The 26378-nt window shown below is 70.1% G+C and carries 23 protein-coding genes and 2 tRNA genes; 4 read left to right on the top strand and 21 right to left on the bottom strand.

Annotated features, from left to right (window positions below; all coding sequences use genetic code 11):
* Positions 1 to 32: 32 nt before the first annotated feature.
* Entirely contained in the window at positions 33 to 935 is a 903-nt protein-coding gene (locus tag AB0F13_RS19910) for a hypothetical protein (RefSeq protein WP_362083654.1), read from the top strand.
* 95 nt (positions 936 to 1030) lie between these two features.
* Complete coding sequence (locus AB0F13_RS19905) at positions 1031 to 1921, top strand: hypothetical protein (RefSeq protein WP_362083651.1); 891 nt, start codon at positions 1031 to 1033, stop codon at positions 1919 to 1921.
* Positions 1922 to 2000: 79 nt separating this feature from the next.
* Here the strand turns inward: AB0F13_RS19905 and clpX are convergent, their stop codons facing one another.
* The 5 genes from clpX to AB0F13_RS19880 all read right to left on the bottom strand — a co-directional run bounded on the left by clpX (position 2001) and on the right by AB0F13_RS19880 (position 6815).
* Positions 2001 to 3284 (bottom strand): ATP-dependent Clp protease ATP-binding subunit ClpX, encoded by a 1284-nt coding sequence (clpX, locus tag AB0F13_RS19900; protein ID WP_362083648.1) that lies wholly within the window; start codon positions 3282 to 3284, stop codon positions 2001 to 2003.
* Between the two features lie 219 nt (positions 3285 to 3503).
* Positions 3504 to 4172 (bottom strand): ATP-dependent Clp protease proteolytic subunit, encoded by a 669-nt coding sequence (locus AB0F13_RS19895; protein ID WP_362083645.1) that lies wholly within the window; start codon positions 4170 to 4172, stop codon positions 3504 to 3506.
* Positions 4173 to 4224: 52 nt separating this feature from the next.
* Positions 4225 to 4830, bottom strand: coding sequence for an ATP-dependent Clp protease proteolytic subunit (locus AB0F13_RS19890; protein WP_362083985.1), 606 nt, complete (start codon positions 4828 to 4830; stop codon positions 4225 to 4227).
* A 353-nt stretch (positions 4831 to 5183) separates the two neighbouring features.
* Positions 5184 to 6593, bottom strand: coding sequence for a trigger factor (gene tig, locus AB0F13_RS19885; RefSeq protein ID WP_362083642.1), 1410 nt, complete (start codon positions 6591 to 6593; stop codon positions 5184 to 5186).
* 145 nt (positions 6594 to 6738) lie between these two features.
* Positions 6739 to 6815: transfer RNA gene (locus AB0F13_RS19880), tRNA-Pro, on the bottom strand.
* A gap of 253 nt (positions 6816 to 7068) precedes the next feature.
* Between AB0F13_RS19880 and AB0F13_RS19875 the strand changes: the two genes are divergently transcribed.
* Positions 7069 to 7142, top strand: a tRNA-Gly gene (locus AB0F13_RS19875).
* 93 nt (positions 7143 to 7235) lie between these two features.
* On the opposite strand, the gene AB0F13_RS19870 is transcribed toward AB0F13_RS19875, so the two are convergent.
* Positions 7236 to 7430, bottom strand: a complete 195-nt coding sequence (locus AB0F13_RS19870) for a hypothetical protein (protein ID WP_362083639.1) — start codon at positions 7428 to 7430, stop codon at positions 7236 to 7238.
* Between the two features lie 253 nt (positions 7431 to 7683).
* On the opposite strand from AB0F13_RS19870, the gene AB0F13_RS19865 reads away from it, so the two are divergent.
* Positions 7684 to 8778, top strand: a complete 1095-nt coding sequence (locus AB0F13_RS19865; RefSeq protein ID WP_362083636.1) for an acyltransferase family protein — start codon at positions 7684 to 7686, stop codon at positions 8776 to 8778.
* Positions 8779 to 8801: 23 nt separating this feature from the next.
* Here the strand turns inward: AB0F13_RS19865 and AB0F13_RS19860 are convergent, their stop codons facing one another.
* From AB0F13_RS19860 to AB0F13_RS19790, 15 genes are all read right to left on the bottom strand, one after another.
* Complete coding sequence (locus AB0F13_RS19860; protein ID WP_362083633.1) at positions 8802 to 10229, bottom strand: DUF6177 family protein; 1428 nt, start codon at positions 10227 to 10229, stop codon at positions 8802 to 8804.
* A 16-nt stretch (positions 10230 to 10245) separates the two neighbouring features.
* Positions 10246 to 14250 carry a type VII secretion protein EccCa gene (eccCa, locus tag AB0F13_RS19855; RefSeq protein ID WP_362083630.1) on the bottom strand — a complete coding sequence of 1335 codons (4005 nt, stop codon included), beginning with the start codon at positions 14248 to 14250 and terminating at the stop codon, positions 10246 to 10248.
* Entirely contained in the window at positions 14247 to 15398 is a 1152-nt protein-coding gene (locus AB0F13_RS19850; protein ID WP_362083627.1) for a MinD/ParA family protein, read from the bottom strand. The genes eccCa and AB0F13_RS19850 overlap by 4 nt, the downstream gene beginning before the upstream one ends.
* An 18-nt stretch (positions 15399 to 15416) precedes the next feature.
* Positions 15417 to 16826 (bottom strand): EsaB/YukD family protein, encoded by a 1410-nt coding sequence (locus AB0F13_RS19845; RefSeq protein WP_362083624.1) that lies wholly within the window; start codon positions 16824 to 16826, stop codon positions 15417 to 15419.
* A gap of 46 nt (positions 16827 to 16872) precedes the next feature.
* Positions 16873 to 17223, bottom strand: a complete 351-nt coding sequence (locus AB0F13_RS19840) for a hypothetical protein (RefSeq protein ID WP_362083982.1) — start codon at positions 17221 to 17223, stop codon at positions 16873 to 16875.
* A 42-nt stretch (positions 17224 to 17265) separates the two neighbouring features.
* Positions 17266 to 17826, bottom strand: a complete 561-nt coding sequence (locus AB0F13_RS19835; RefSeq protein ID WP_362083621.1) for a hypothetical protein — start codon at positions 17824 to 17826, stop codon at positions 17266 to 17268.
* Positions 17827 to 17894: 68 nt separating this feature from the next.
* A complete protein-coding gene (locus AB0F13_RS19830) occupies positions 17895 to 18401 on the bottom strand; it encodes a hypothetical protein (protein WP_362083618.1) in 507 nt (168 codons plus the stop codon).
* Positions 18402 to 18413: 12 nt separating this feature from the next.
* Positions 18414 to 19061 carry a pentapeptide repeat-containing protein gene (locus AB0F13_RS19825; RefSeq protein WP_362083615.1) on the bottom strand — a complete coding sequence of 216 codons (648 nt, stop codon included), beginning with the start codon at positions 19059 to 19061 and terminating at the stop codon, positions 18414 to 18416.
* A 102-nt stretch (positions 19062 to 19163) separates the two neighbouring features.
* On the bottom strand, positions 19164 to 19934 hold the full coding sequence (locus AB0F13_RS19820; RefSeq protein ID WP_362083612.1) for a hypothetical protein: 771 nt from the start codon (positions 19932 to 19934) through the stop codon (positions 19164 to 19166).
* Between the two features lie 37 nt (positions 19935 to 19971).
* Positions 19972 to 22527: a hypothetical protein gene (locus tag AB0F13_RS19815; protein ID WP_362083609.1), complete on the bottom strand. Its 2556-nt coding sequence runs from the start codon at positions 22525 to 22527 to the stop codon at positions 19972 to 19974.
* Complete coding sequence (locus tag AB0F13_RS19810; RefSeq protein WP_362083606.1) at positions 22524 to 22907, bottom strand: DUF6507 family protein; 384 nt, start codon at positions 22905 to 22907, stop codon at positions 22524 to 22526. Before AB0F13_RS19810 ends, AB0F13_RS19815 begins: the two co-directional genes overlap by 4 nt.
* Positions 22908 to 22954: 47 nt before the next feature.
* The gene (locus AB0F13_RS19805) at positions 22955 to 23269 is read right to left on the bottom strand and encodes a pore-forming ESAT-6 family protein (protein WP_362083603.1); all 315 of its coding nucleotides are present in this window, start codon (positions 23267 to 23269) and stop codon (positions 22955 to 22957) included.
* Positions 23270 to 23289: 20 nt separating this feature from the next.
* Positions 23290 to 23622, bottom strand: a complete 333-nt coding sequence (locus AB0F13_RS19800; RefSeq protein ID WP_362083600.1) for a hypothetical protein — start codon at positions 23620 to 23622, stop codon at positions 23290 to 23292.
* A gap of 167 nt (positions 23623 to 23789) precedes the next feature.
* On the bottom strand, positions 23790 to 24929 hold the full coding sequence (locus tag AB0F13_RS19795) for a PP2C family protein-serine/threonine phosphatase (RefSeq protein ID WP_362083597.1): 1140 nt from the start codon (positions 24927 to 24929) through the stop codon (positions 23790 to 23792).
* Positions 24930 to 25405: 476 nt separating this feature from the next.
* Positions 25406 to 26215, bottom strand: coding sequence for a DNA-formamidopyrimidine glycosylase family protein (locus AB0F13_RS19790; protein WP_362083594.1), 810 nt, complete (start codon positions 26213 to 26215; stop codon positions 25406 to 25408).
* Positions 26216 to 26378: the final 163 nt, after the last annotated feature.

Raw genomic sequence — 26378 nt, 5'->3', positions numbered from 1 at the left:
CCGATCAGCCGAAGCCCTCAGGGGGACCCCCGATGAGCCACCACCAGCCGGGCCCTTACGCCCCACAGCCGATGCCGCCACAGCAGCCGAACCCCTGGGGCGCTCCGCAGGCTTACGGCCGGCCGCAGGGGCAGCCCGGCTACGGGTACCCGCAGCAGGCCGGTCCGTACGGCGTGCCGCCGCAGCAGCCCCAGCCGTACGGGTGGGGGCAGCAGCCGGGCGGGCCCGGCATGTACCCGCCGCCGGTGCCGCCGCAGGGCGGGGGCGCCGGCAAGGGCGTCGCGATCGGAATCGGTGTCCTCGTGCTGGTGGGCGCCATCGCGGGCGGTGGCTTCCTGCTGCTCGCGAGCCGGGGCGGCGGCAGTAGTTCGGTGCCGGACGACGGCAAGCGGTACAAGCTGACGACCCCCGACACCGTGGCGGGCGAGTTCAAGAAGGACACCAAGGACCCGGGCGACGGCTTCGACTCCGGCGACATGGCCGAGCTGCGCAGGCTCGGTCTCGCCGATGACGGGACCATCGGCGCCGACTACGAGTCGGGCGAGGGCGAGACCGGCCAGTACCTGCAGTTCAGCGGCGCCTGGGGCAAGGTCAGGAACCCCGAGCGGGTGGTGGACGGCTTCTTCGCGGCCAGCAGGAGGAAGCAGCGCGCCGAGGGCGGCGGGACCGTCGAACTCATAGGCACCCCGCAGAAGATGAGCCCGGCGGGCCTGGACGGCGCAGTGATGAAGTGCCAGAACGCGAAGTACGTGAACGCCAAGTTCAAGAACGGCATCACGATGCCGATCTGCTTCTGGGCCGACCGCAGCACCGTCGGCGTCACCATCCTCACCGACGCGTCGGCGGCCCTGGCCGCCAAGGACGTCCCCCTGAACGTGGCCGCCGACCTGACCGTGAAGGTCCGTACCGAGACCCGCGTCGAGGTTCCGAAGTGAGCGCCGGACATCCGTCCGAGGAAGCGACTTACCCGAACGGGTGATCGCTCCCGGATGGCCGCATGCGCCTCCGTCTGCAGCCCTAACGTCGGACCATGGTCACTTCACACCACGAAGCGGCGCACCGGATCTTCCAGGACCGTCCGGAGCTGCTGGCGCCTGTATTCCGCATCCTGGGCGTGCCGTTACCGGAAAAGGCGGCCGTCGAAGTGCTGTCGGCGGATGTCACCGAGATCAGGCCGCTGGAGCGGCGCGTGGACAGCGTGCTGCGCGTCGAACCGCCTGACGGCAGCGGCGGCTTTATCCTCGCCGTCGAAGCACAGGGGCGTCGCGATCCGGCCAAGGCGGTCAGCTGGGCTTACTACCTGTCATACCTGATGGCGAAGTACACATGCCCGGCGCTGCTGCTCGTGGTCTGTCAGGACGAGGCGACCGCCGATTGGGCTGCCGGGCCCTTCCGGCTCGGCCCCGAGGGCTGGACCGCACTGTCCGTGCACCCGCTGGTTCTGGGGCCCGGGAACGTTCCAGTGATCACCGACCCGGACCGGGCCTCCCGGCATCTGGCGCTGGCCACGTTCTCCGCCATGACGCATAGCACCGACGAAGAAGCCCCGGCCATACTGGAGGCACTGGCACGTGCCTTGGAAAAGGCCGAACCGGAGACCATCGCGTACTACTCGGAACTGTTGGAGATCGGCCTGGGGAACACCCCGGCGCGAGACATCTGGAGGAACCTCATGCCGCGTACCTACTTCCCCGGCCGTGGCACCCTCATCGAGCAGACGTGGATGGAGGGCGAGGCCGCGGGACGACTGGGGGAACGTGCGGAGATGGTGCTGCGCGTTCTGGAGAACCGGGGAATTGACGTGTCGCCCGAGATCCGTGAGCGCGTCATGAGCTGCACATACTTCGACACCCTCGGGTACTGGGTGGACCGCGCGTTCACCGTCTCCACGGCCGAAGAGATCTTCACCAGCGGCAGCTGAGCCCACCGGCCGCACAGCTCGAGGGGGGCTCCCGGCCTCACCGGCCGGGGCGCCCCCTCCGTTCACAAGTCCGCGAGCGCTACGCGCTCTTCTCGTGCCGCTCCCCCGGCTCGTTGCCCCGCGTGCGCGGCACCAGCGTGGGGTTGACGTTCGACTGGACGACGTCCGCGGTGATGACGACGCGGGCGACGTCCTTGCGGGACGGCACCTCGTACATCACCGACATCAGGACCTCTTCCATGATGGCGCGCAGGCCGCGCGCGCCGGTGCCGCGCAGGATGGCCTGGTCGGCGATGGCTTCGAGGGCCGGGCGGTCGAAGTCCAGCTCGACACCGTCGAGTTCGAACAGCCGCTGGTACTGCTTCACCAGGGCGTTACGCGGCTCGACGAGGATCTGAAGGAGCGCCTCGCGGTCCAGGTTGTGGACGCTGGTGATCACGGGAAGGCGGCCGATGAACTCCGGGATCATCCCGAACTTCACCAGGTCCTCCGGCATGACCTCCTGGAACTGGTCGCTGGCCTCGATCTCGCGCTTGGAGCGGATCGTGGCGCCGAATCCGATGCCCTTCGCGCCGGCCCGGGACTCGATGATCTTCTCGAGGCCGGAGAAGGCGCCGCCCACGATGAACAGGACGTTCGTCGTGTCGATCTGGATGAATTCCTGATGCGGGTGCTTGCGGCCGCCCTGGGGCGGGACGGAGGCCGTGGTGCCTTCGAGGATCTTGAGGAGGGCCTGCTGGACGCCCTCGCCCGACACGTCTCGTGTGATCGACGGATTTTCGCTCTTTCGGGCGACCTTGTCGATCTCATCGATGTAGATGATGCCGGTCTCGGCCTTCTTGACGTCGTAGTCCGCGGCCTGGATCAGCTTCAGCAGGATGTTCTCGACGTCCTCGCCGACGTAGCCGGCCTCCGTCAGGGCGGTGGCGTCGGCGATGGCGAACGGGACGTTCAGCATGCGGGCCAGGGTCTGGGCGAGCAGCGTCTTGCCGGAGCCCGTGGGGCCGAGCAGCAGGATGTTGGACTTGGCCAGCTCGATGCCGTCGTCGCGGCTGCCGCCGCTCTCGCCGGCCTGCACCCGCTTGTAGTGGTTGTAGACGGCGACGGAGAGGGCCTTCTTGGCCGCCTCCTGGCCCACCACATAGCCCTCGAGGAACTCGTAGATCTCACGGGGCTTGGGGAGCTCCTCCCAGCGCACCTCGGAGGTCTCCGCGAGCTCTTCCTCGATGATCTCGTTGCAGAGGTCGATGCACTCGTCGCAGATGTACACACCAGGACCCGCGATGAGCTTCTTCACCTGCTTCTGGCTCTTGCCGCAGAACGAGCACTTGAGCAGATCGCCGCCGTCACCGATGCGTGCCACGAGGTGCTTCCCCTTCGCCTGGGATCCGCCTTGCTCTGCGAACCCGGGTGCTTGCCTATCGACGGTACCTTGCCGGGCCCCCCGCGCGGGCCCCCCTTGGCCCTACTCGGCCAAGGGAGGACCCGTCGGCGGTGGCACGGTGGCCGGGACCGGAGCGGCCGGACGGGCCGGCCGGGGCGGTCTGCCGGACTGAGCCGGCCGACCGGTGGGTGAGACCGGTCAGACCGACACGGACGACTTGCGCGTCGAGACGATCTGGTCGACCAGACCGTACGCGAGCGCGTCCTCCGCCGTGAGGATCTTGTCGCGCTCGATGTCGTCGCGGATCTTCTCGATCGGCTGGGTGGAGTGCTTGGCCAGCATCTCCTCCAGCTGCGTACGCATCCGCATGATCTCCCTGGCGGCGATCTCCAGGTCGGAGAGCTGCTCGCGGCCCGTCTGGCTGGAGGGCTGGTGGATCAGCACGCGGGCGTTGGGCAGGGCCATGCGCTTGCCGGGGGTACCGGCGGCGAGCAGGATCGCGGCGGCGGAGGCGGCCTGGCCCATGCAGACCGTCTGGATGTCCGGCTTCACGAACTGCATCGTGTCGTAGATGGCCGTGAGGGCCGTGAACGAGCCACCGGGGCTGTTGATGTAGATCGAGATGTCGCGGTCCGGGTCCATCGACTCCAGGCACAGCAGCTGCGCCATGACGTCGTTGGCCGAGGCGTCGTCGATCTGGACGCCGAGGAAGATCACGCGCTCTTCGAAGAGCTTCGCGTACGGGTCGTACTCGCGCACGCCCTGCGAGGTGCGCTCGACGAAGCGCGGGACCACGTAACGGGCTTCGGCCTGGGGGCCGGTGTAGAGGCCGCTGGGCGACGAGATGTTCATGCGGGTGTTCACCATCCTGATGGCGGTCGGTGGGCTGGAATGCGGCTGTCGGCGGTACGTCCGGGACTCAGGCCCCGGTGCCGCCGCCGCCCGGAACGCCGGAGGCGTGCGTGATGATCTCGTCGATGATCCCGTAGCCCATGGCCTCTTCCGCGGTGAACCAACGGTCACGGTCGCCGTCGCGGATGATCGTCTCCACGCTCTGGCCCGTGTGCTCGGCGGTGATCTTCGCCATGCGCTCCTTGGTGCGGAGCAGCTGCTCGGCCTGGATCTTGATGTCCGAGGCGGTGCCGCCGAGGCCCGCGGAGCCCTGGTGCATGAGGATGTCGGTGTTCGGCAGCGCGAAGCGCTTGCCCGCGGTGCCGCCGGTCAGCAGGAACTGGCCCATCGAGGCGGCCAGGCCCATACCGATGGTGACCACGTCGTTCGGGATGTACTGCATGGTGTCGTAGACGGCCATGCCGGCCGTCACGGAGCCACCGGGGCTGTTGATGTAGAGGTAGATGTCCTTGGTCGGGTCCGCGGCCAGGAGGAGCATCTGCGCGGTGATCTTGTTGGCGATGTCGTCGTCGACCTGCTGACCCAGGAAGATGATCCGCTCCCCGAGCAGCCGGTTGTAGACCTGGTCGCCGAGGCCACCACCGATGGCGATCTCACCGGCGGCGGAAGGCATCAGATTCGTCACGTATCCACCTGCTCGTCTCTGACGGCAACGGGCCGTCTCCGCGTCTTCTCTGAGGACCGGGGGGTGGCGTGGCCGGTACGGTCCGGCGCGCTGCCATGTCTCCCCTGCCCTCGTATCTACGGACCCTAACGCGCTGGTCGGCAGGCGCCATCCCGCATCAGTAACTGTTCGCTCTGAGCGCAGGTTCGGCCACTGCACGCGGCGTCCGCGTGAAGCAGGACGGGCCCGGCCGTGAGGCCCCGCCGGGTGGCGGGGGCACTCACGTCCGGGCCCGTCCTGGAAAGCTCCGTACGGGGCCGTCAAGAGGTCCGTACGCGGGGGATGCGAAGGAGAGGCGAGGCTCAGGCCTCGTTCTTCTCCTCGGCGGCCTCGGCGGTCTCGGCGGTCTCGGCGGCCTCGACCGTCTCGGCGGCGGTCTCGGCGGCCTCCGCAGCCTCGTCCTCGTCCTCGAGGTCGACGACCTCGCCGTTGGAGTCCTTGACCACGGCGGTCTCGACGACGGTCGCGAGCGCCTTGCCGCGGGCGACCTCGCCGACGAGCATCGGGACCTGGCCCTGCTCGACGATGGCCTCGGCGAACTTGTCGGGGCTCATGCCGGAGGACTGCGCACGGCGCATGAGGTGCTCGGTGAGCTCCTCCTGGCCGACGGAGACCTTCTCCTTGTTGACGATCTCGTCCAGGACGAACTGGGTCTTGATGCCCTTCTCGGCCTGCTCCTTGAGCTCGGCGTCGAACTCCTCGGCGGACTTGCCCTGCATCTCCAGGTACTTGTCCAGGGTCATGCCGATCTGGGCGAGCTGGTGGTTCTCGAGGTTGTGCTTACGAGTGTTGACCTCGTCCTCGAGCAGCTTCTCGGGCATCGGGACCTCGACGAGCTGCAGCAGCTCCTCGAGGACCTTCTCCTGGGCCTGGGTGGCCTGGTCGAACTTCTTCATCCGCTCGAGGCGCTTGCGGCTGTCCGCCTTGAGCTCCTCGAGGGTGTCGAACTCGCTCGCCATCTGAGCGAAGTCGTCGTCCAGCTCGGGCAGTTCACGGGCCTTGACGGCCTTGACGTCGACCTTGATCTCGGCGTCCTTGCCCTCGGCGCTGCCGCCCTTGAGCTGCGAGGTGAAGGTGACGGTGCCACCGGCCTCCAGGCCGGTCACGGCGTCGTCGATGCCGTCCAGCAGCTGGCCGGAACCGATGGTGTAGTCGACGTCGGACGCGACGCCGTCCTCCAGGACCTCGCCGTCGACCTTGGCCTCCAGGTCGACGGTGACGGTGTCGCCCTCGGCGGCGGCGCGCTCGACCGGGGAGGTGGTGGCGAAGCGCTCACGCAGCTGCTCGACGGACTTCTCGACGTCCTCGTCGCTGACCTCGACCGCGTCAACGGTGACCTCGATGCCGGAGTAGTCCGGGATCTCCAGGGCCGGGCGGATGTCCACCTCTGCGGTGAAGGCCAGCAGCTCGCCGTCCTTCAGCTCGGTGATGTCGACCTCGGGCTGGCCCAGCGGGTTCAGATCGGCCTCGTTGACGGCCTCGGTGTAGAACTTCGGCAGCGCGTCGTTGACGGCCTCCTCAAGCACCGCACCGCGGCCGAACCGCTGGTCGATCACACGGGCAGGGATCTTGCCCTGACGGAAGCCCTTCACCGTGACCTGCTGGTTGATCTTCTTGTACGCCGCGTCGAGGCTGGCCTTGAGCTCCTCGAAGGGCACCTCGACAGTGAGCCGAACCCGAGTCGGGTTCAGGGTCTCCACGGCGCTCTTCACGGTTCGGTCTCCTTGGGGCTGACTTCTGGGTTTCTGCTGCTCAGCGGGTGCTGATGCTCAGCGGACCGCGCCCGGCAGGAAGACACACAGACGCGCAGCTTGCATAGTAACCGCAAGCAGGATGGGCCCCACAATGTGATCTTGCTGGTCGGGGTGGCCGGATTCGAACCGACGACCTTCCGCTCCCAAAGCGGACGCGCTACCAAGCTGCGCCACACCCCGTCGGTGCGAGACGTAGGGTACATGGCCGCGAGGGTGCAGGCTGCCTTATTCGAGGTGGAGTTCCCCGGTGGGGTGATGCAGGGCCGGGGGCGGAATCGGGTGGGACCGGGTGGGATCGGGGCGGAATCCAGCGGAACCGCCGGGTCCGGCGCGGCGGTGCCGCTTCCGGGGCGCGGGGTGATGTGCGGCGTACCGCCATGACCCGCTACGATGCACAACGTACCGCGCCGCCCCCGGGCGTTCGACGGCGCACGCGGGCGTAGCTCAATGGTAGAGCCCCAGTCTTCCAAACTGGCTACGCGGGTTCGATTCCCGTCGCCCGCTCCACCGCAACGCCTCCGGCTCTCGCCGGAGGCGTTCTGCGTTTCATGGGGTGGCTGCCCGGAGCCCAGGGGCTCAGGGGCTCAGGGGCTCAGGGGCTCAGAGCTTGATATTGCTTATGGTCTCGGCGATCGAGTTCAGGAACCTCGTGATCGACGGCGCCATGCCCGAGGAGGCCAGGAAGAAGCCGAAGAGGATGGCGACGATCGCGGGGCCCGTCTTGATGTTGTTGCTACGGATCATCACCACCAGAACGATGGCCAGGAGCAGCACCACGGACAGAGAAACGACCACGACTGATCACACCTTCGCTCGGAAACAGCTGGCCGGCCCCGGGAGCCATGCCGTCCGCACGCCCCCCACCGGCAACCATCGTGCCACCAACTCGGGCTCCAGGGGGGTGCCGTGACGATTCATCGGGGGATTACCAGGGGTTCTTACGGATGGGGTCCGGACGGAATCCATCCGGACGGAGCAGTAGTAGGACCGCAGGCGATCTCCGCAAGAGGGGTTTCACGCCGTTCCGCGCGCGGCTAGGGTGCCTCGAATGTCTCCCACCGCCACCCCTGCCACGGTGGTCCCCGTCCCCCGGCCGGCGCTCGCCGCGCCTCCCGCCCCGGCGGGGCGCGACCCGTTCTTCGACAACGCGAAGTACCTGGCGATCGTCCTGGTGGCCCTCGGTCACGCCTGGCAGCCGCTCACCTACACCAGCCGCGCGGCGACGGCGCTCTACCTCACGGTGTACGCCTTCCACATGCCGGCCTTCATCCTCATATCCGGCTATTTCTCACGGGGCTTCGACATGAGTCCCGCCAAGGTCAAGCGGCTCGTCACGGGCGTCGCCGTGCCGTATGTGATCTTCGAGGTCGCCTTCACGTACTTCCAGCACTGGGCGGAGGACGCGCCCGCGGAGCCGGTGTCGCTGACCAACCCCTGGTATCTGAACTGGTTCCTGGCCGCGCTGTTCGTCTGGCGGCTGACCACACCGATCTGGAGGACCGTGCGGTGGCCGGTGCCGGTCGCCTTCGCGATCGCCGTCCTGGCCGCGCTCTCGCCCGACATCGGCAGCGACTTCGATCTCCAGCGCGTCCTGCAGTTCCTGCCGTACTTCGTGGCCGGGCTGCACATGAAGCGCTCCCACTTCGACCTGGTGCGGCGGCGCTGGGTACGGATCGCTGCCGTGCCGGTCTTCGCGGCGACGGTCGCGGCGGTCTACTGGCTGGCTCCGCGGGTGGAGAACGGGGACGAGTGGGTCTTCCACAACGACAGCGTCCAGAAACTCCACGAGCCCGCCTGGGCCGCGCCCGTGATGACCTTCGCCCTGTTCGCCTGCGCGGCGGTGCTGATCGCGTGCTTCTTCGCGTGGGTGCCGGGCCGGACGGTGTGGTTCACGGCGCTGGGCGGCGGGACCCTGTACGGGTTCCTGCTGCACGGCTTCCTGATCAAGCTGTCGCGGTGGTGGGAGTGGTACGACGCCGCCGAGTGGATCCGCAGGCCGGTGGGCGAGGTCGTGGTGACGGTGCTGGCGATCGCGATGATGACCGTGCTGTGCACGCGGCCGGTGCGGCGGGTGTTCCGCTTCGTCGTGGAGCCGCGCATGGACTGGGCGTTCCGTAAGGGGAGCGGGCCCGGCGCGCTCTGACGCCGGGCCCCGCGCGCCTGCGGTCAGCTCACCTCGGTGCCGCGCAGGTGCCGTACGAGCCGGCCGAGGGCCGTCCAGCCCTCCACCGACTCGCCGTCGCCCAGGGAGTAGTAGTAGCCCGGGCGGGCGCTCGGACCCAGCTGCAGCGGGCGCTCCGCCAGCGGTGTGCGGCTCGCGACGTCACGGCCCGCCTCCTGGACCTCCGCGACGCCCAGGACGAAGGCGTACGGCACCGGGGGGCGCTCGAAGTGGGGCGGGGCGTTCAGGTCCCGGCGCGCCTCGCGCAGCTGGCACACCATGGTCTTCAGCCCGTGCCGGGTCACCAGCGCGCCGGCCAGCTCCGGCAGGGCCTCCAGGGGCGGCTTCTCCCCGGGGCCGTAGCCCACGGTGAGGGTGACGTCCTCCTCCACGCCGTCCGAGGTGCGGATCACGCGCAGGGTGGCGATGGCGGGCCGGTCCGGGGTGCCGACGACCACCGTCCAGGTGGGCCGGGGGGCGCGCCCGTACGCCAGGTCGGTCAGCTGCCGCCGGGACCAGGTCAGGCCGGCCGGTTCGGCCGTGCCCCAGCCGGCCGGCGGGCCGCCGGTCAGCGCCTGCCAGGCGGTCTCCAGGGCGCCGCCGAGGACGAGGTCCGCCTCGGGCTGGTGGAGGGTGCGGAAGGAGACGACGAGCTGGCGGTCGTCGGTGGGCCGGACCTCCTCGAAGGTCTCCGCCACCGGCGTCTCCCCGCTCTCGTCCCGGTCCGGGACGAAGGCGCCCTCCTGCCAGCGCAGCACCGCGCCGGTCAGCCCGTCGTAGTAGCCGCACTGCTCGTCCTGCACCACCCAGCGCGAGGGGGTGGACTGCAGCAGCAGGCGGGTGGGCAGGGAGAGGCGGCAGTGCGGCGGGGTGACGATCTGCAGGGAGCGGTCGCTCTCCACGGTGGCCCGCAGCGCTTCGGAGAGCCAGCTGGTCATGGGGACGACCGGGCGGTCCTGGAGGACGACGGCCGCCTCGTCGGTGAGCATGTCGACGGCCGGCTGGGCGGCGGCGGGGAGCGGTACGGCCGTCACACCGGAGAAGTCCAGCGGCCGGGCGGCGCCGACGGTGCCGGGGGCGTCCGGCGGCCAGACCCGGCCGCCCAGGAGCATCGTCAGGCGGGCCGCGAAGGCGCCCGCGAGCTGCTCGGCCTGGGGGACGCCTGTGGTGGCGCGGGCCTCGATCCACCACGCCGGGCCGTCGCCGGACGGCTCGGGGCCGGGCCCCAGCAACCGGGCGGCCTCGCCCGGCACCTGGAGCAGCAGCGGCGCCTCGATCGAGACGAGCGGCCGGCCCTCGGTGTCGCACAGCTGGACGACGGCCCCCTCGCCGGTCGTCTCCACCCTCAAATCGGGGCCGCCCGCGAGCAGGCCCGCCAGGACGCTCAGCGCGTCCGGCATGCGCTCGGTGAGCGCGATCACGTCCTTGGTCATGCGGTGTTCCCCCTGGTCATGCGTGTTCGGCTGTCGTCTCGGTGTCGCCGTCCGCGGCGGCCAGCGCCGTCTGGATCAGCCGTGTCGCCTCGCCCCGGCGGACGAGCGTGCCGCGGCCCGGCGGCTGGGTGGCCGCGTAGACGCCCGGGAAGAGCTGGCCCTCCTGGCGGTCGCCGGTCATGACGACCGCGGTGGTGCCGCTCTCGCGGAGCGTCATCAGGAACGGCTCGTACAGCGCTCGCGAGGCGCCCGCCACACGGCGGGTGACCACGAAGTGCAGGCCGATGTCCTGGGCGGAGGGGATGTACGGGAGGAAGGGAGCGAGCGGCTGCTGGCCGGCGGTGGTGAGGATGTCGTAGTCGTCGATGAGGATGACGATGCGCGGGCCGGAGTACCAGGTGCCGGACGCGAGCGCGTCCTGGGAGGCGAGGTCGTCGGGCATGCGCTTCTCGAGCTCGGTGGCGATGCCGGTGGCCAGGGCGCCGCAGAGCTTGGAGTTGTGCGCGTAGCCGCCGCGGTACTCCTCGGGCACCAGCTTGCGCAGGCCCCGTCGCGGGTCGAAGACCGCGAAGACGATCTCCTCGTCCGAGTAGCGCTCCATCAGCCCCTGGGTGACCAGCCGCAGCAGGTTGGTCTTCCCGCACTCGCTGTCGCCCAGGATCATCAGGTGCTGGTCGCGCTTGAACAGGTCGAGCAGGACGGGCGCAAGCGCCGTCTGGTCCAGCCCGATGGGCACCCGGTTGGGCTCGGCGGTCGGCGAGGCCAGGGAGGCGGCCGGAATGCGGGCGGGTAGCACCCGGACCTGCTGGGCGCCGTCGCCCGACCAGGACGAGCGGATCACCATGGCCGCCTGTTCGACGGCCGGGCCCAGCTCCGCGGCGGAGGCGAGCGAGTCGATGCGCGGCAGCGCGGTCTGGGCGAAGAGCTTGCCGTCGGTCAGGACGCGGCCCTTCTCGTCCGGGCCCAGGGTCTCGGCGAGCTTGCGGTCGATGCTGGAGTCGCCGGGGTCGTTCAGGCGCAGCTCGACGCGGGTGCCGAACATCGACTGGGTGGCGATGCGGACGTCGTTCCAGCGCAGCATGCCCGCCACGACGTGGATGCCGTAGCCGCCGCCGCGCTTGAGCAGGTCGGTGACCGCGTCCTCGATCGCCTCGAAGTCGTCGCGCAGGGCACCGAATCCGTCGATGACGAGCACGATCTCGGTCGAGGAGAGCTCCGGCAGCCGGCCCTCGGCGCGCAGCTCGCGCAGCCGCTCGACGGAGTCGATGCCGTGTTCGCGGAAGAGCTCCTCGCGGGCGGCGAGCATGCCGCGCACCTCCTCGACCGTGCGGACGGCGCGCTCGCGGTCGGCGCGGCCGGCGATGCCGCCGACGTGCGGGAGTCCGGACAGGGCCGCGAGGCCGCCGCCGATCAGGTCCAGGCCGTAGATGCCGACCTCGCGCGGGGTGTGCGTCATCGCCAGCGACAGGGCGAGGGTGCGCAGCAGGGTGGTCTTGCCGGACTGGGGGCCGCCGATGACGGCGGCGTGGCCGCCGGCGACGGTGAGGTCGAGGACCCACTGGCCCTGCCACTGCTTGGCCGGGTCGTCGAGCAGGCCGAGCGGCACCTTCATCGCTCCCGGCCGCACGGCCAGTTGCATGCCGCGCGCGTCGGCCTGGACGGGTCCGGCCGAGACGTCCAGGGCGATGGCGCGGGGCAGCGGCGGCAGCCAGATGGCGCGGGTGGGCGCGGCGGCGGCGCGGAGCTGGTCGACGACGACGGACATGGTGGTGGGGCCGGGGTTGCGGTGGCGCATGGCCGGCTCGCCGTCGCCGGGGCCCTGCTCGGGCTCGGAGAGGGTGTTGAACTCGGGGTAGGGGTGGACGAGCGGCCCGCTGTCCTCGGTGTCGCGGGCGACGGGGCCGCGGTAGGGGCCGGAGACGAAGCTCGCCTTGAACCGCTCGTAGGCGCTGGTGTCCACCTTGAGGTAGCCGAAGCCCGGGATGGGCGGCAGGTGGAAGGCGTCGGTGGTGTCGAGGACCGTGCGGGACTCGTCGGCGGAGAAGGTGCGCAGGCCCAGCCGGTAGGAGAGGTAGGTGTCCAGGCCCTTGAGCTTGCCGCCCTCGATGCGCTGGCTGGAGAGCAGCAGGTGCACGCCGATGGAGCGGCCGATGCGGCCGATGGACAGGAACAGGTCGATGAAGTCGGGCTTGGCGGTGAGCAGCTCGCCGAACTCGTCGATGACGACGAAGAGGTGCGGCAGCGGGTCGAGGTCGGGGCGGGTCTCGCGCAGGGCGGCGTAGTGGCCGATGTCGGCGATGTTGCCGGCGTCCTTGAGGACCTGCTGGCGGCGCTGGACCTCGCCGGCGAGGGAGGAGTGGACGCGCTCGACGAGGCCGGCCTGGTTCTCGAGGTTGGTGATGACGCCGGCGACGTGCGGCAGGCCGGCGAAGGGCGCGAAGGTGGCGCCGCCCTTGTAGTCGACGAGGACCATGGCGAGGTCCTCCGGCGGGTGACTCGCCACCAGCGCGAGGACGAGGGTGCGCAGGAGTTCGCTCTTGCCGGAGCCGGTGGCGCCGACGCACAGGCCGTGCGGGCCCATGCCGAGTTCGGAGGACTCCTTGAGGTCGAGCAGGACGGGTTCGCGGCTGTCGCTGACGCCGATGGGGACGCGCAGGAAGGCGCGTTCGCCGCGGGGCCGCCACATGTGCTTGACGTCCAGGGCGGCCGGGTCGTCGACGCCGAGCATCTCGGCGAAGTCGACGGGACCGGAGAGCGGGGCGTCGACGAGGGATTCGGCGGACAGCCGCAGGGGGGCCAGCAGCCGGGCGAGGCCCTCGGCGCCGGGGGCGGTGGCCCGGTCGGCGGTGCCGTGGGAAAGGACCGGCTCGGCGGAGCGCAGGTCCTCGATGACGACCTGGTCGTCGTCGACGGTGATGCGCACGGAGACCTGGCCGGGCTCCTGCACGCGCTCGGCGACCAGGTGCAGCACGGTGACGCCCATGTCCTGCAGGGTCACGGCGTCGTCGGGGCGGGGCAGTTCGTGCGCGTCCTCGCCGTACTCGTCGCTGACGACCAGCAGGCGGCCGGCCATCTCCAGGGCGTCCTTGCCGGACAGGCCGCGGCGCACCTCGGCGGCGTAGGAGGCGCGGGCGCGCAGGTCCCGGCTCATCAGCCGGGCGAGCCCGCCCGGCGCGGGGGCGATGCGGCGGGCCGCGACGGGGCCGTCGTGCTCCTCGGGGTCGAGGGTGTGGGGCAGCCACTTGACCCAGGCCCAGTCGTTCATGCGGTCGCCGGGGCAGGCGAGGGCGAAGGCGACGTCGTCGGGGGCGTGGGTGACGGCGGCCTGGCTGAGGAGGGCGCGTGCGACGCGCAGGACGCCCTCGCGGTCGCCGACGACGCTGACGTTGCCGACGCGGTCGAGGGGGACGGTCAGGGGCAGGTCGGCGGCGGTGGAAAACCGATTCTTCAGTGCGCCGGCCTCGTTGAGCATGAACCGGTCGGGCGGGGTGAGGACGCTGCCGCCCTGCTGGCCGACCTCCAGGGGCCGTACGGGCATCCGTCCGGTGCCCACGCGCACGCGCAGGAAGTCGCTGTCGAGGCGGCGCCGCTCCCACAGCCGGGCGGGGTCGCGCACGAGGTCGTAGAGCGCCTCGGGCGGCGGGTCGAGGAGCCGGGCCGTCTCGCGGCGCTCGCGCTCCTCGGCGCCCAGCTCCTCGCGGAGCTCCTCCAGGTACTCCAGGTAGCGCTCGCGCTGCTGGCGGCGGGTGCGCTGGGCCTTGCCGCGCTGCGACAGCAGCATGCCGACCGAGCCGATGACGGTGATGACGAGCACGATCGCGCCGAGGCCGGCGAACTGGCTGTTGCGCACGACCGTCATCATCACAACGGAACTCATCACGCCGGCGATGGGCATGAGGGTGTGCAGGGCGCCGCCCGTCTTGCCCTCGGGCAGGTTGGGCGGCGGCTCGATCGTGCGCGCCACGGGGGTCGGCAGTGGCCGGGTGGTGCGCGCGGGGCGGTGGACTATGCGGGTGCTCATCGGGTGCTTCGCCTGCTCATGGCTCGGGTGAGGACGTCGGCGGCGAGCTCGGTGACGGCCTCGCGGGTGACCTGGCCGAGCAGGTCGGTACGGATCGGGCCGCCGGTGGCGAGGTGCCGGTCGTAGGGGAGCATCAGCACCTTCACGCCGTCGAGCTGGAGGTGCTCTCTCGCGGCGGTCACGTCGAGCGTCATATGGGGGGACGACGCGGCGACGACCACCACGGTTCCCTCCAGCATCTTCGGTCGCGACAGTGACGCCATCCAGTCCAGCACCGCCCGGGTGCTGGTGATGCCCTCGGCGGTGGCGGGAGTGACCAGCACCCGCGCCTGGGCCGCCGACAGGGCCGTGCGGGACAGCTCGCTCGGCAGGGTGTCGCAGTCGACGACGGTGATGCCGAAGTAGCGGCGCAGGGCGACCATCACGGAGCGGTACTCCGGGATCTCCAGCCGGTTGCCGACCCGGCCCTGGCTGCCGGGCAGCAGCCAGCCGCGGTCGGGCAGCTGGACGAGATAGCCGACGACGTCGGTGAGCTGCATCGACGGGTCGATGATCTGGGAGAGGTCGCTGGTGGTCCAGCGCACCTTGGTGACGCCGAGCCGGGCCGGGAGCGTGCCCAGCGCGGGGTCGGCCTCCAGCATCAGCACGGGGTCCTGGCGGTAGTGCGCGTAGGTGCGGCCCAGCAGCGCGGTGACGGTGGTCTTGCCCGCGCCGCCGCGGATGCTGGTGACGACGATCTGACGGCCCGTCGTGAGCGGCTGCTGCAGCGCCTGCGCGACGCGGGTCGCCTCCTCCACCTCGCGGGTGGCCGAGGAACCGACGAGCCGGCGCAGCGAGCGGGAGGTCCGCTTGGCGGCGGAGTCGCCGCTGAGCGGCTTGCCCTTGATCAGCTCCTCGGGGAGCGGGAGCTCCATGGTGACGGGCGTGGGCAGGGGCCTGGGCGCGGGTGCGGGCGCCGTGCGGGGGTCGGGGACGGCCTGCGGAGGCGCGTCGGCGGGGGCGGCCGCCGACGGGGCCGGGGGCCGGCCGGCCTGCTCGCCGGGCTCGCCGGGCTCACCGGGCGCGTCAGGGCCGGCGGGCCCGGCGGGCTCGTTCGTGAGATTGCGCAGGTTGCGCAGTACGTCGCCCTGCCAGTCGTCCTGGGACATGCGGGTCTCTCCTGGAGCTCAGAACTGGTGGAGCAGGCGTACGTAGACGCCGAACACCCCGACCGCGAGCGGAAACAGCGCGATCACGCCGATGGTCTCGACGAGGTCCACGGCGCGGCGCAGCCGCACGCCGACGTGTTCCGGCAGCCGGACTGCGAGCACGGCGAGCGGCACGACCGCCACCGCGCACAGCGCTGCCAGCGGCCCGTACGGAGTGCCGGGGATGTGGTCGATCCACAGCACCGCGAGGCGGACGAGCAGCACCAGGGCGGCGGCCAGCAGCGCCACGACCTCGGCGATGAGGGGAAAGGCGCGCGAGCGGGAGAGCAGCACGACGGCCAGCACGGACGCGAGCAGGACCGTCCACCACGAGGGCGCGGTGACGGCCAGCAGCCCGCCGGCCGCGGCGGACGCGGCGACGGCGACGGTGGCCAGGACCAGGCCCCGGTGGGTCGCGGCCAGCGCGGTCTCGACCTCGTGCCGGCTGACGGAGGTGCCGCCGGAGCGGCGGTCGTCGAGCCCGGTGAGGCCGGCCGCCATCAGTGCGAGGCGGGGCAGCAGGCCGAGGACGACGACGGAGACGACGGCCATGACGGATCCGACGCGCGCCGGGTCGTGCTGGAGTGCTGCGACGGCCTCCCACGCCCCCGTGGTGGCGACGACGGCTCCGGCGCCGATCAGCCCGCCCTTGCCGAGCTGCGAGAACAGCCCGAGGAGCGCGAGCGTCACGGTGAGCGCGCCGGCCACCGCGGCGAGCCGGGCGGGCCCGGACCAGGCGTGGGCGTCGGCCGCGGTCCACGCGGCGAGCGTGCCGAGGGCGCCGCCGGCCAGCATGAGAGTGGTGCCGAGGTCACGGCCGGCCTGGCCGCGCCGGCTTTCCGCTCGGCCGGCCCGGCTGTCCTGCCCAGCCCGGCTGTCCTGCCCGGCCCGGGTGTCCTGCCCGGCCCGGGTGCCGACCCGGGCGGCGACCGCACCGACGACCGCGACGAGGGCGGCCGTTCCCGCGAGGCCCGCCGCCACGGCGGCCGGGCCGAGGCTGACGCGCGCGAGCACGCCCGCGGTCACGGCGAGCGCGATCGTCGCCAGGCTCGCGGTCCACCGCCGGGCCTCGGGGCGCCAGCGCCAGGCGCGGACGTCCAGGTCCTCGGCGAGCTCGTCGGTGACGTCGTGCACGACGGGCGCGGAGGGCGCGTCGTGGACTCGGACGAGCCGGAGCACGGCGCCGTCGGGCACGCCGGCCTCGGCGAGGGTCCCGTCCTGCGGCAGAACCGTTCCCTCAGCTGTGATCAGATGCCGGGCGGCCGGACGTTCGCCGACCTTGTCGTCCAACAGCCGCAGGACGTCGGGCAGAAGCCGCCCGATGGGCTCGTCCGCGGGCAGCACAAGATCCACCCGCCGGCGCTCGCCGACGAGAGTGATCCTGCTCAATTCCGTACGCTGTTTTGCCCCCACATTCACCACGCGGCAGAACCTATCACTGGGCCGGCTCCGTCACTTTGTGCGTTCCTTTCGGATTTTTCGCCGATTTCGTGTGCGCGGGGGACGGCGAAGGCGACAACGACGGTGACGGCGTCACCTGCGGCGCATAGCGCTGCTGTTGCTGCTTCTGCTGCTCTTTCTGCTTGGCCAGTGTGTGCTGGATGAACGACCAACCCACACAGCCGGCACACAACACCGCCGCCACGGCGATACCCGCGAATATCTTCCCCAGCTTTTCGTCCGCCGTGCGGCGGGCCCGCTGGGCACCGTAGAGCAGGGCGTCCCGCATCCGCCGGCGCCGTACGGACACCGACTCCAGCAGCTGACTGTCGTAATCCTTCGCCATCATTCCCCGATCAGCCGGGCCTGGCCGGCTCCTACGAACCCGCTACGAGCCCCGCGCGATCTGGAAGGCCATGAACAGCAGCCAGGACACCGGGATCAGCAAACCCCAGATCGCCGGGCGCCGGCGCAGCGGCAGACCGGGATCCAGCTGCGGACCCGGCTGGCCGGGAACGGGAGGCGGGAGTTTGTTGAGCTGGGCCCTGATGACTACGTTCCAAAGGAGGGTGAACGGGGTCAAGAGGACCAGCGACAGCGGACTCCACCAGCCCTGCAGCAACGTCTTTCCGGTCATGTCACGCCATACAGCGGTGCCGCAATTACGGCAGAACGGCCCCTTGAGGGACAGGAACCGCATCATGATCAGAATGCCCTGATGCCCACGCACGGTCGCCTCGACGGCGGGGAATCCGCCGCAGAGGCGGCAGTACGCCTGCGTCGGGTACGGCTGGAATCCCTGCTGGGGCTGACCCTGCTGACCCCAGCCCTGCTGGGGGGCCTGGCCCTGCTGGGGCGGAAAACCGGGCTGCTGCTGGAACGGCTGTTGTGCCGGCTGTTGTGCCGGCTGTTGTGCCGGAAAAGGCTGCTGTTGCGGCGGAGTCGCCACGAATATCCCCCGAATCACTCACTGCGTCTGGAACGGCGCGGCCATGACACACGCCGGCTGCATGCCTATCAACTTTTGCCGGGGGAACGCAAAGCGTCGCCGAGATTTCGCAGGTGCCCGGCGAATCGCCGCCCCGCGGGTCCCTCCGCCCGGAGCGCGATGACACCCGCGTGGTTGCCGCCCGGTCGCCCCGATCTGACAGCCGTGTTCGGCGTGGCGGCGTCCGGCCCCTCCGACCCCCAGAAGACCTCCGTTCCGGAGAATTCCGGGCGCAGGACCTCTTCCAGCAGCGGCACCAGATCGTCGAGCATCACTGCGAGGTCATAGCGGTACGTCAGCCGAACCGGCACCCGGTTCCACACCAGGACGGCGTCCTCGGCTTCGGAGGAGTACAGCTCACCGACGGCGTCCGCCAGATCGGCGACGACCGCGGCCGAGCACCGTCCGGCCGCAGGGTGGCCCGCCCGGATCTCGAATCCCGTGCCGTGGAAGTGGGCCGCGCCGAACTCGTCCCTGGGTGTAGTACCGAGTGCGGAACACTGTGCGGATCTCCTGCATCGCTCTGCCAGGCACATCGGGCGATGGCCCTACTGCGGTGTGCGGTACGGAGGAATCACCTGCACCTGTCCGCCTCGCTCAGCGATCCATGCCTCGAGTTCTGCGCCGGCCAGTTCTCGGGACGATTCGCCACTGAAGACGGTGATCGGACCGAAAACGGTGCCTGCCAGGCCGCGCACCACCGTGGAGTCGTCGACTGTGACCTTGAAGGTGTTCTCGAACAGGACCGCATCGGTCAGGTCAGCTCCCCTCATATCGACGCCGAAGAGCGAGGCCCCCATGATTCTCGTTCCTCTGAAGCTCGCTCCCGACGCGTCGACCCCGTACAGCGACGCCTTGACCATGTCGGCACCGTCGAGCCGCGCCGACCGGAGCACGGCCTCGTCAAGATTTGCCCTGACGAAGTCGGCACCGGTCAGATCCGCACCGGTGAGATCCGCCGACCGAAGGTCGGCGCGGTAGAAAGACGCTCCCACAAGTCGCACGCCCGCCAGGACCGCTTCGATGAACCACGAGCCCGAGAAGTCGCCGTCCGAGAGGTCGGCGCCCCGGAAGTCGTGCTCGATACCGAAGAGGCTGTAGCCCTCATCGCCAAGCCATTCCTGCAACTGACGTGTTGCTTCAGCATCGGCCGGGAGTGCCGTCGGCTTCCAGTTGTTGCGGGTACCGGATGACATGATCGCGCAGCTCTCTCCACTCTCCGCCTCGTGAGCTGGAACAAGGCCATCGGCCCGGCTCCAGCTCGTGCGGGACGGGTCAGCGTGATGAAGACGGCGCGCTCAGGCTTTGTTCAGCAATTCACTCACTCGCTGCCGTACGTCCTCGTCGCCGACTGTCATCAGGTACTCACCGAATTCCCGGGCCTCCGGCCCCTTGGCTCGGTGGACGATGGGGACGGCATGGTTGAGCGTGCGCGGAGAGGAACTGATGTTGAGCACGCTCATGGCCAGCTCCACTGCCAGGGGTCCGTCGACAGTGGACACTCCACTCGCCAGGTCGACCAGCTGCGTGGGCAGGTCGAACAGGCGTTTTTCGCCCGCCTCCAGGGACCGCACGCCCCGGCCGGTGACGTCCTTGATGTCGTCCAGCAGCGCCCGCAGTGTGGCGTTGTCGAACAACTCGCCCAGCTTGTCCTCGAAGTACTCGCTGTCGGCGAGCCGCACCAGAGCGCGGGCCACCTCCATGCGCAGCCCCTCCGTTCCCTTCTCCTGCGCCAGGTCCCCGTCGGCCGCGGCGTCCGCGAGCTGCGCGAACGTGCTGTCAACCGAGAACTTGCGGTCGATCGAGAAGTCGTACCAAGGCGTGTTCTTGGGGTCTGCGGCAGCCCGAAGCACTGCCTCGTACCCAGCCGCTTCGCCCCAGGTCGTCAGCGCCACGCAGGCCAGGAATCGCTCGATCTCCGGTTCGGCGGGGTCGTTTATCAGCTCGACGAGTCCGGGCACGCGGTCCCGGTGTCCGGGATTGTCGAAAGCCCCGAAGATCACATCGTCGATATCCGTTGTCGGCTCGCCATCGAAATCCGTGCCGAGCAATTCACTGAAGCGGGTCATGAGTGGCATCCTTTCGCATTCAGCCCGTCGGCCGCCGTCACGGTCCGCTGATGTAGTCACGCGGCACGACGCCCTTGATGAGCCACTCTGAGTCTCGGCGTGTGTGCATCATGTCCGCCATGCGCTGCGCGATACGCTTCGTCTTGGTCTTGCTCAGGCCGAATTTCTTGGCCATTTCAGCGATCTCGGGCTTCGGGGTATCCGGCGGGACGTCGATGTCCACGGGCCGACCGGCGATCTCGTCGGCGCTCTTCTGGATCGCCGCCTCGACCTCCTTCGGCGAGTAGACCTCAACATTCTTGAGCTTACCCTTGGCTATGTCGTCCACCAGTCTGGGCAAATCAATCTGGATCTTCATACCGCCGTAGTCCTTGGCGTTCGCACCGTCCTTGCTCAGCGAGGTGTACGGGCTGTCGGACTTGTGCGGGTCACGCCCCACGATGTGGTCGGGGATCGTCGCGTCGCCGTTCGGGTTGGCGGGTACGAGGTCACCGTCGGCATTGATGTAGCTCTTGCGCTGACCCTTGCTGTTGTGCGTGTTCGAGAAGTCGTCGTCATGGCGCTTGAGGTTCGGAACCTCTCCGTCGGGGCCGGGCTTGTACGTGCCGGGCGGCGTGTGGTCACCCGATCCAGAACCCGCGCCGCCGTCATCGCCGGAGCCCGCGCCCGAGCCGGAATCACCACCGTGGCCCGAACCCGCACCGTGACCCTCGCCGGCATGACCGCCGGCGCCCGTGCCAGGAGTCTCTCCGTGGCCGCCGGAGCCACCGTGACCGTCCGAGCCGCCGTGATCGCTGGCGCCGGCACCCGTACCCGGGGTGTCGCCATGACCGCCGGTGCCGTGACCGCCACCACCGGACGGCGTGTGCGAACCCCCGCCACTGCCCGACGGCGTGTGCGTACCCGCGCCGCTGCCCGAACCGCCACCGGTCGGGTGGTCCGCCGCGTGGCCGCCCGTGGACGGCGTGTTGTGCGTGCCACTGCCTCCGCCCGTCGGGTGGGCCCCGTCGCTCGGGTGGCCCGCCGCGTTCTCCACGTGGCTGGGGCCGCCCGCGCCTTCGAGGACCTTCGCCTCTTCCTTGACCGGAGCGGTCTCGTGCTCCTTGGCCGGCGCGGTCTCCCCCTCCTTGACGTCGGGCAGGTCGTCCTTGTGCGGCTCCCTGACGGGTTCGGTGTCGGGAACGACGTTGCCGTGCTCGTCCCTGATGTACCCGTCATCGCCGATGACGCGCTTGTTGCCGGCGTGGTCGACGTACTCACGGCCGGGGGGCGTCTTCTCGCCGGAGCCGGCGGAGTGCGCGGCCCCGTCGCCCGAGTGGGCAGGCGTCGAAGAACCCGCGCCCGAGTGGGACGGAGTCGAGGCCGGCTCCCCCGAATGGCCGGGGGTCGCGGGCACCTCGGCCGGGTGGGGTGACGTCCCCGTGGGGATGTTCTTGGCCATGTCGTCCACGCCCGCCCGGCTGGCCTTCAGGCCCTCCATGAAGTCGCCGACCTTGAGCTTGGTGACGCCCGCCGCCTTGCCGAGGTAGCTCATCGGGTCGACGAGCGCGCCCGCCTTGCCCAGCGCGGTCAGGGCCTCCGCGCCCGCGCCCAGCTTTCCGGCCTGGCCGGCCTTGCCGAGCTTGAGCAGGGAGCCGGAGCCGAGGGTGAGGCCGTTGAACAGCACCGTTCCGACGGCCCGCGCGGGGTCCTTGCCCCACTCGTCCCAGGCGACCAGCGACTTGCCGAAGTTGCGCAGAGCCGCCTTCTGGCGCTCGCTGTCGTTGTCGTCGACCGGGCCGAATATTTTCGACAGGCCCCACTCGAACGGCGTCATGATGTACGCGCTGACGCCGCCGAAGACCATGCCGATGCTCGACCAGGTCTTCTTGAAGTTGTCCCAGTCGAAGACGTTGACCATGCTGCCGAGGCCCTTGAGGGTGCCCCAGACGCCGTCGACGAAGAAGCCCTTCAGCGCACCGCCGACGTTGTCCTTCGTCCACTCCCACGCGGCTCGCCAACCGGTGTACTCACGCTTGTCGACCGTGCCCCACGGCGTCTCCTTCGCATCCTTGACGTCGCTCTCCTTGAAGCCGTACATGCCGGCCTTGTGCGAGCCGTCATCGACGACGAAGTGCGTACCGCCGGATATCAGACCGGTGATCTTGTTGGCCGCGTCGCGTTCGACGCCCTGGAAGGCGACCCACGTCGTGCCGACCTCACGGACAAGACGGGCGTTCTCGTCGACCTTCTTCTGGTCTTTCTGCCAGTCGTCGTCGTGCTTGTTGTCGGCGACGAACTTCTCGGCGTCCGCCCGCAGCTGCTTCATCTTCTGCACCAGCGGTCGGGCGGTCGACGCGAAACTCGCCAGCGTGCCGCCGACGGACTCCAGCTTCTTCGCGAACTCGTCCGCCTTGTCCCGGACCGGGATCGTCGAGTCGAGCAGCTCCCTCTCTTCAGGAGCGTCGTAGACCGCGTCCAGGGCCTGGAAGGCGTTGTGGACGTCCTTGCCGGTGGTGCGGATGTTGGAGGCAGTCGTCTTGAGCGAGGCCGCGTGGGTCTCCAGATGCTCCAGATTGCCCGTGAAGGTCGGTATCTTCCCCAGCTCGATCACTTCTTGGGGCCCTTCATCTCTTCCGGAGTCGGAGCCTTCGCGGCCTCCTCCTGCTTGTTCTTCGCCATCTCCAGGTCGCCCGTGACGTACGCCTCGGTGGCCAGGCGCGCCCCGGTGATGGACTTGCCCGTCCGGACGGGGAGGAACTTGATGTCGTTCTCCGTGTGCTGCGAGAACTCCTGCAGCGCCTGGGCCACGGGACCGAACGCACCGCCCTCGGGGATCTTGGTCCCGCCCAGGACCATCGTGCCCGCCGATATCGCGGAGTCGCCAAGGCCCTTGCCGTAGGCCTTGAACTCCTCCTCGAACTTGCCGGCGACCTCACCGGTGTGATTCAGAACCCCACGAACGCCATCCGGCTTGATGTCCCATGTGGACACGACGTCTCCCCCGTCCTACGAAACGTTTCTTCCCAGGCGCCCCGGCGTCAGCCGATGGCGTCGACGGCGGCCTTCGCCTTGGCGAGCGTGGAATGCGCCGTGCCGTCGTTCTTCTCCATCGTGGAGCGCAGCAGGTGGATGATCTGGCGGACCTCGGTGGCCGCCTTGTTCCAGCGCTGCTCCTTGCCGTGGTACTCGTCCGAGACGCCGTCGGCCTGGAATTCGGCCATGGCCGCCTTCACCGCCGCTTCCCGCTCGCCCAGCACCGTCTCCAGTCGCGCAATGATCCCCTGCAGCGACCCCTGCACCTCGCTCGAGGCACCCGTGTCGAAACTGCGACGGTCCGCACCCGTACCAGCCATGTCCAACTACCCCCGTATTCCTAGCGGCCCGAGAAACGTGCCGCGTCGAAGTTCGCCGCCGACATCTGCTGGCGTGCGTTGTCCGCCGACTCCTGGTCACCCTGACCGAACGACGAGTCCATCCCCGACTGGCCACCCAGGATCGAGCGCAGCGAGCTGTTCAGCGCCGCCGTCACCTCGTCCGAGTGCCCCTTGAACTGGTCGAAGGCCGACTTGCCCGCACCGTTGAACTTGCCCTCCAACGGCCGCGCGGCATCGATCAGCTGCCGGATCAGACCACCCAGATCGTCGCTGGAACCACGAGTCTTCGAAGTCAACCCGGACAGCGTCGTCTGTCCCATATCGAACTTCACGAGCTCACCCCCGTCATGTCTCATGCGCACTTGGCTCGAACATGTCTATCAACATCATCAGTGTGATCACAAAGTACTTCCGGGGCTGACGGGCACTCTGTTACACGACAGTGCCAGTCGTCCCACAGGAGTGACACTGTGCCAGGGCCCACTGACAACGCCCGCCGCTAGTCGCGGCAGATCAGCAGCAGCGCCCGGTCGTCGTTGACGTCCTTGGCGACGGCCTCGATCAGGTGCCAGGCCGCGCCGTGGAAGCCGCAGGTGACGTAGCGGTCGGCCTCGCCCGTCAACCGGTCCATGCCTTCCGTCAGCTCACGTTCGTTCGTCTCCACCAGGCCGTCGGTGAAGAGCATGAGGACGTCGCCGGGACGCAGGGTGCCCTTGACCGGGTGGAACCGGGCGCCGTCGTAGACGCCCAGGAGCGGCCCGTCGGCCGCCTTCTCCTCCCACCTGCCCGTGCCGGCGCTCAGCTGCAGCCCCGGCAGGTGTCCGGCCGACAGCAGTTCGTAGTCGCCGGTGTCGAGGTCGAGGACGAGGTGGACGGAGGTCGCGAAGCCCTCGTCCCAGTCCTGGCGCAGGAGGTAGCCGTTGGCGGCGGGCAGGAAGTCGTGGGGCGGCAGGGATCCGAGGAGGCCGCCGAAGGCGCCGGAGAGGAGAAGGGCGCGGGAGGCGGCGTCCATGCCCTTGCCGGAGACGTCGGTGAGAACGACCTCCAGGGTGCTGCCGCCGTTGGTGCGGGCGGCGACGACGAAGTCGCCGGAGAAGGACTGTCCGCCGGCCGGGCGCAGGGCCATCTCGCGATGCCAGCCGCCCGGCAGCCGGGGCAGTTTGCTCTGCACCCGGATGCGCTCGCGCAGGTCGAAGAGCATCGTTCCGCCGCGTCGCCAGGGCACCCCGACGCGGCTGCGGAACTGTGCGATGAGCAGACCGAGGAAGCCGACGGCCGCGACGACGAGGATGGTGCCGGGGCTGACCCGGTCGGTGCCGTGGTGGGAGGGGTCGTCCAGGACCGCCGACTCCAGGATGAGGGCGGCGGCCGCGGCGGCGTACAGCCCCAGGAGGCTGGCGGGGCGCAGCAGCAACCCGCCCGCGACGATGGGCAGGACGAGCGCGGCGGGCGCGCACCACTCCGGCTGGACGACGGTGCCCCACGCGAGGGCGGGTACGGACAGCAGCAGCGCGGTGAGGGCGACCCAGTCGGAGCCGTCCCCCCGGAAGTAGTCGACCCCGGCCTTGCGCAGGCTCGTGCGGGCCCGGTGCAGTGCTTTGCGCATCCGGGCCGTCGGGGTCTCCGCACCGCCAGTCATTGCATCGGGACCTTATCCACCCATTCGGCGGTGCGTCGATTCGCGCCGCGCCGACACTGCCGCCACCCGGGCGCCGGGCGGCCACCCGGAGAGCAACCCTATGCGAAATTCGTTCGCCTGCACGGGTATGCGGTGCCGGGCACGGGTGATGACGACGGAGTTTCGCGTACTGCCCCCAGCGGACGCCCATCGCTGATACTGCGAGCTCGGACGCCTCGGCCGAGTGGCCGTACCCTTGATGAGCGTGCCATATGACGGAAGCTCAACCGTTCCGGACGTTCGAATCGCCTGCGGCTGAACGGAATTGACGAGGGCATCGATACGACTCGCATACCCTTTTCCGCATCGCCCGCCACAGAAAGCTCATACGCAACAGATGGCGTGCAGCCGCGCTTGCCGGAGCCCGGGGCCGCGCGCGCCGTGTGCGGCGTGGTCCACGCACGCCGGTCACCACCCGTGACCGCAGCGCTTGGGGCCTACGCCGTCTGGCAGTCCGCGCACCAGAAGAGGTTGCGGGCGGCCAGCCCGGCGGTGCGGATCATTCCGCCGCAGATGTGGCAGGGCTGTCCGGTACGGCGGTAGACGTACACCTCACCGCCGTGGTCGTCGACGCGGGGCGGACGGCCCATGGCCTCGGGGGTGTGCTCGGGACGTACGGTGTCGATGCGGTTGTTGCGTACGCCCTCGTGCATGAGGACGACCAGGTCCGACCAGATCGCGTCCCACTCGGAACGGGTCAGATCGCGGCCCGGGCGGTACGGGTCGATCCCGTGCCGGAAGAGGACCTCGGCGCGGTAGACGTTGCCGACGCCGGCGACGATCTTCTGGTCCATGAGCAGGGCCGCGACGGTCGTCCGGCTGCGGGAGATCCGCTGCCACGCCTTGCCGCGGTCGTCGCCTGCACGCAGCGGGTCCGGGCCGAGGCGGTCGTGTATCGCCTGCTTCTCGGCGTCGGTGATCAGTGCGCAGGTGGTGGGGCCGCGCAGGTCCGCGTACGCGTCCGGGGCCGCCAGGCGCAGGCGCACGGTGGCGGTGGCCGGCGGGGCCTGGCCGGCGCCCCAGGTGTACTTGCCGAAGAGGCCGAGGTGGATGTGGACCCACTGCGCGCCCTCGAAGCCGAGGAAGAGGTGCTTGCCGTGCGCTTCGGCGGTTTCGAGGACCTTGCCGTCGATCAGCGCCGCGCTGTCCGCGAACTTGCCCTGAGGGCTGGTCGCCCGGACCGGGCGGTCGGCGAAGCGGTCGCGGTGGTCCGCCGCCAGGCGGTGGATCGTATGCCCCTCGGGCACAGCGCTCTCCTGCGGTGTCGCTTCCGTCTGCGGGTGAGGTGCCTTCTCCCCTGACCCGCCCCTTCCCGAAACCGGGGGCTCCGCCCCGGACCCCGGTCCGGGGCGCCGGACGGGCTGGGATTTTATGGGCCCCACCGGCCCCCGCCCACACAGAGGGCGGGCG

Origin of the sequence: Streptomyces sp. NPDC026206, from assembly GCF_040638465.1 — a bacterium.
Taxonomy (GTDB): Bacteria; Actinomycetota; Actinomycetes; order Streptomycetales; family Streptomycetaceae; genus Streptomyces.
This window is presented reverse-complemented; position numbering and strand designations above follow the sequence as displayed.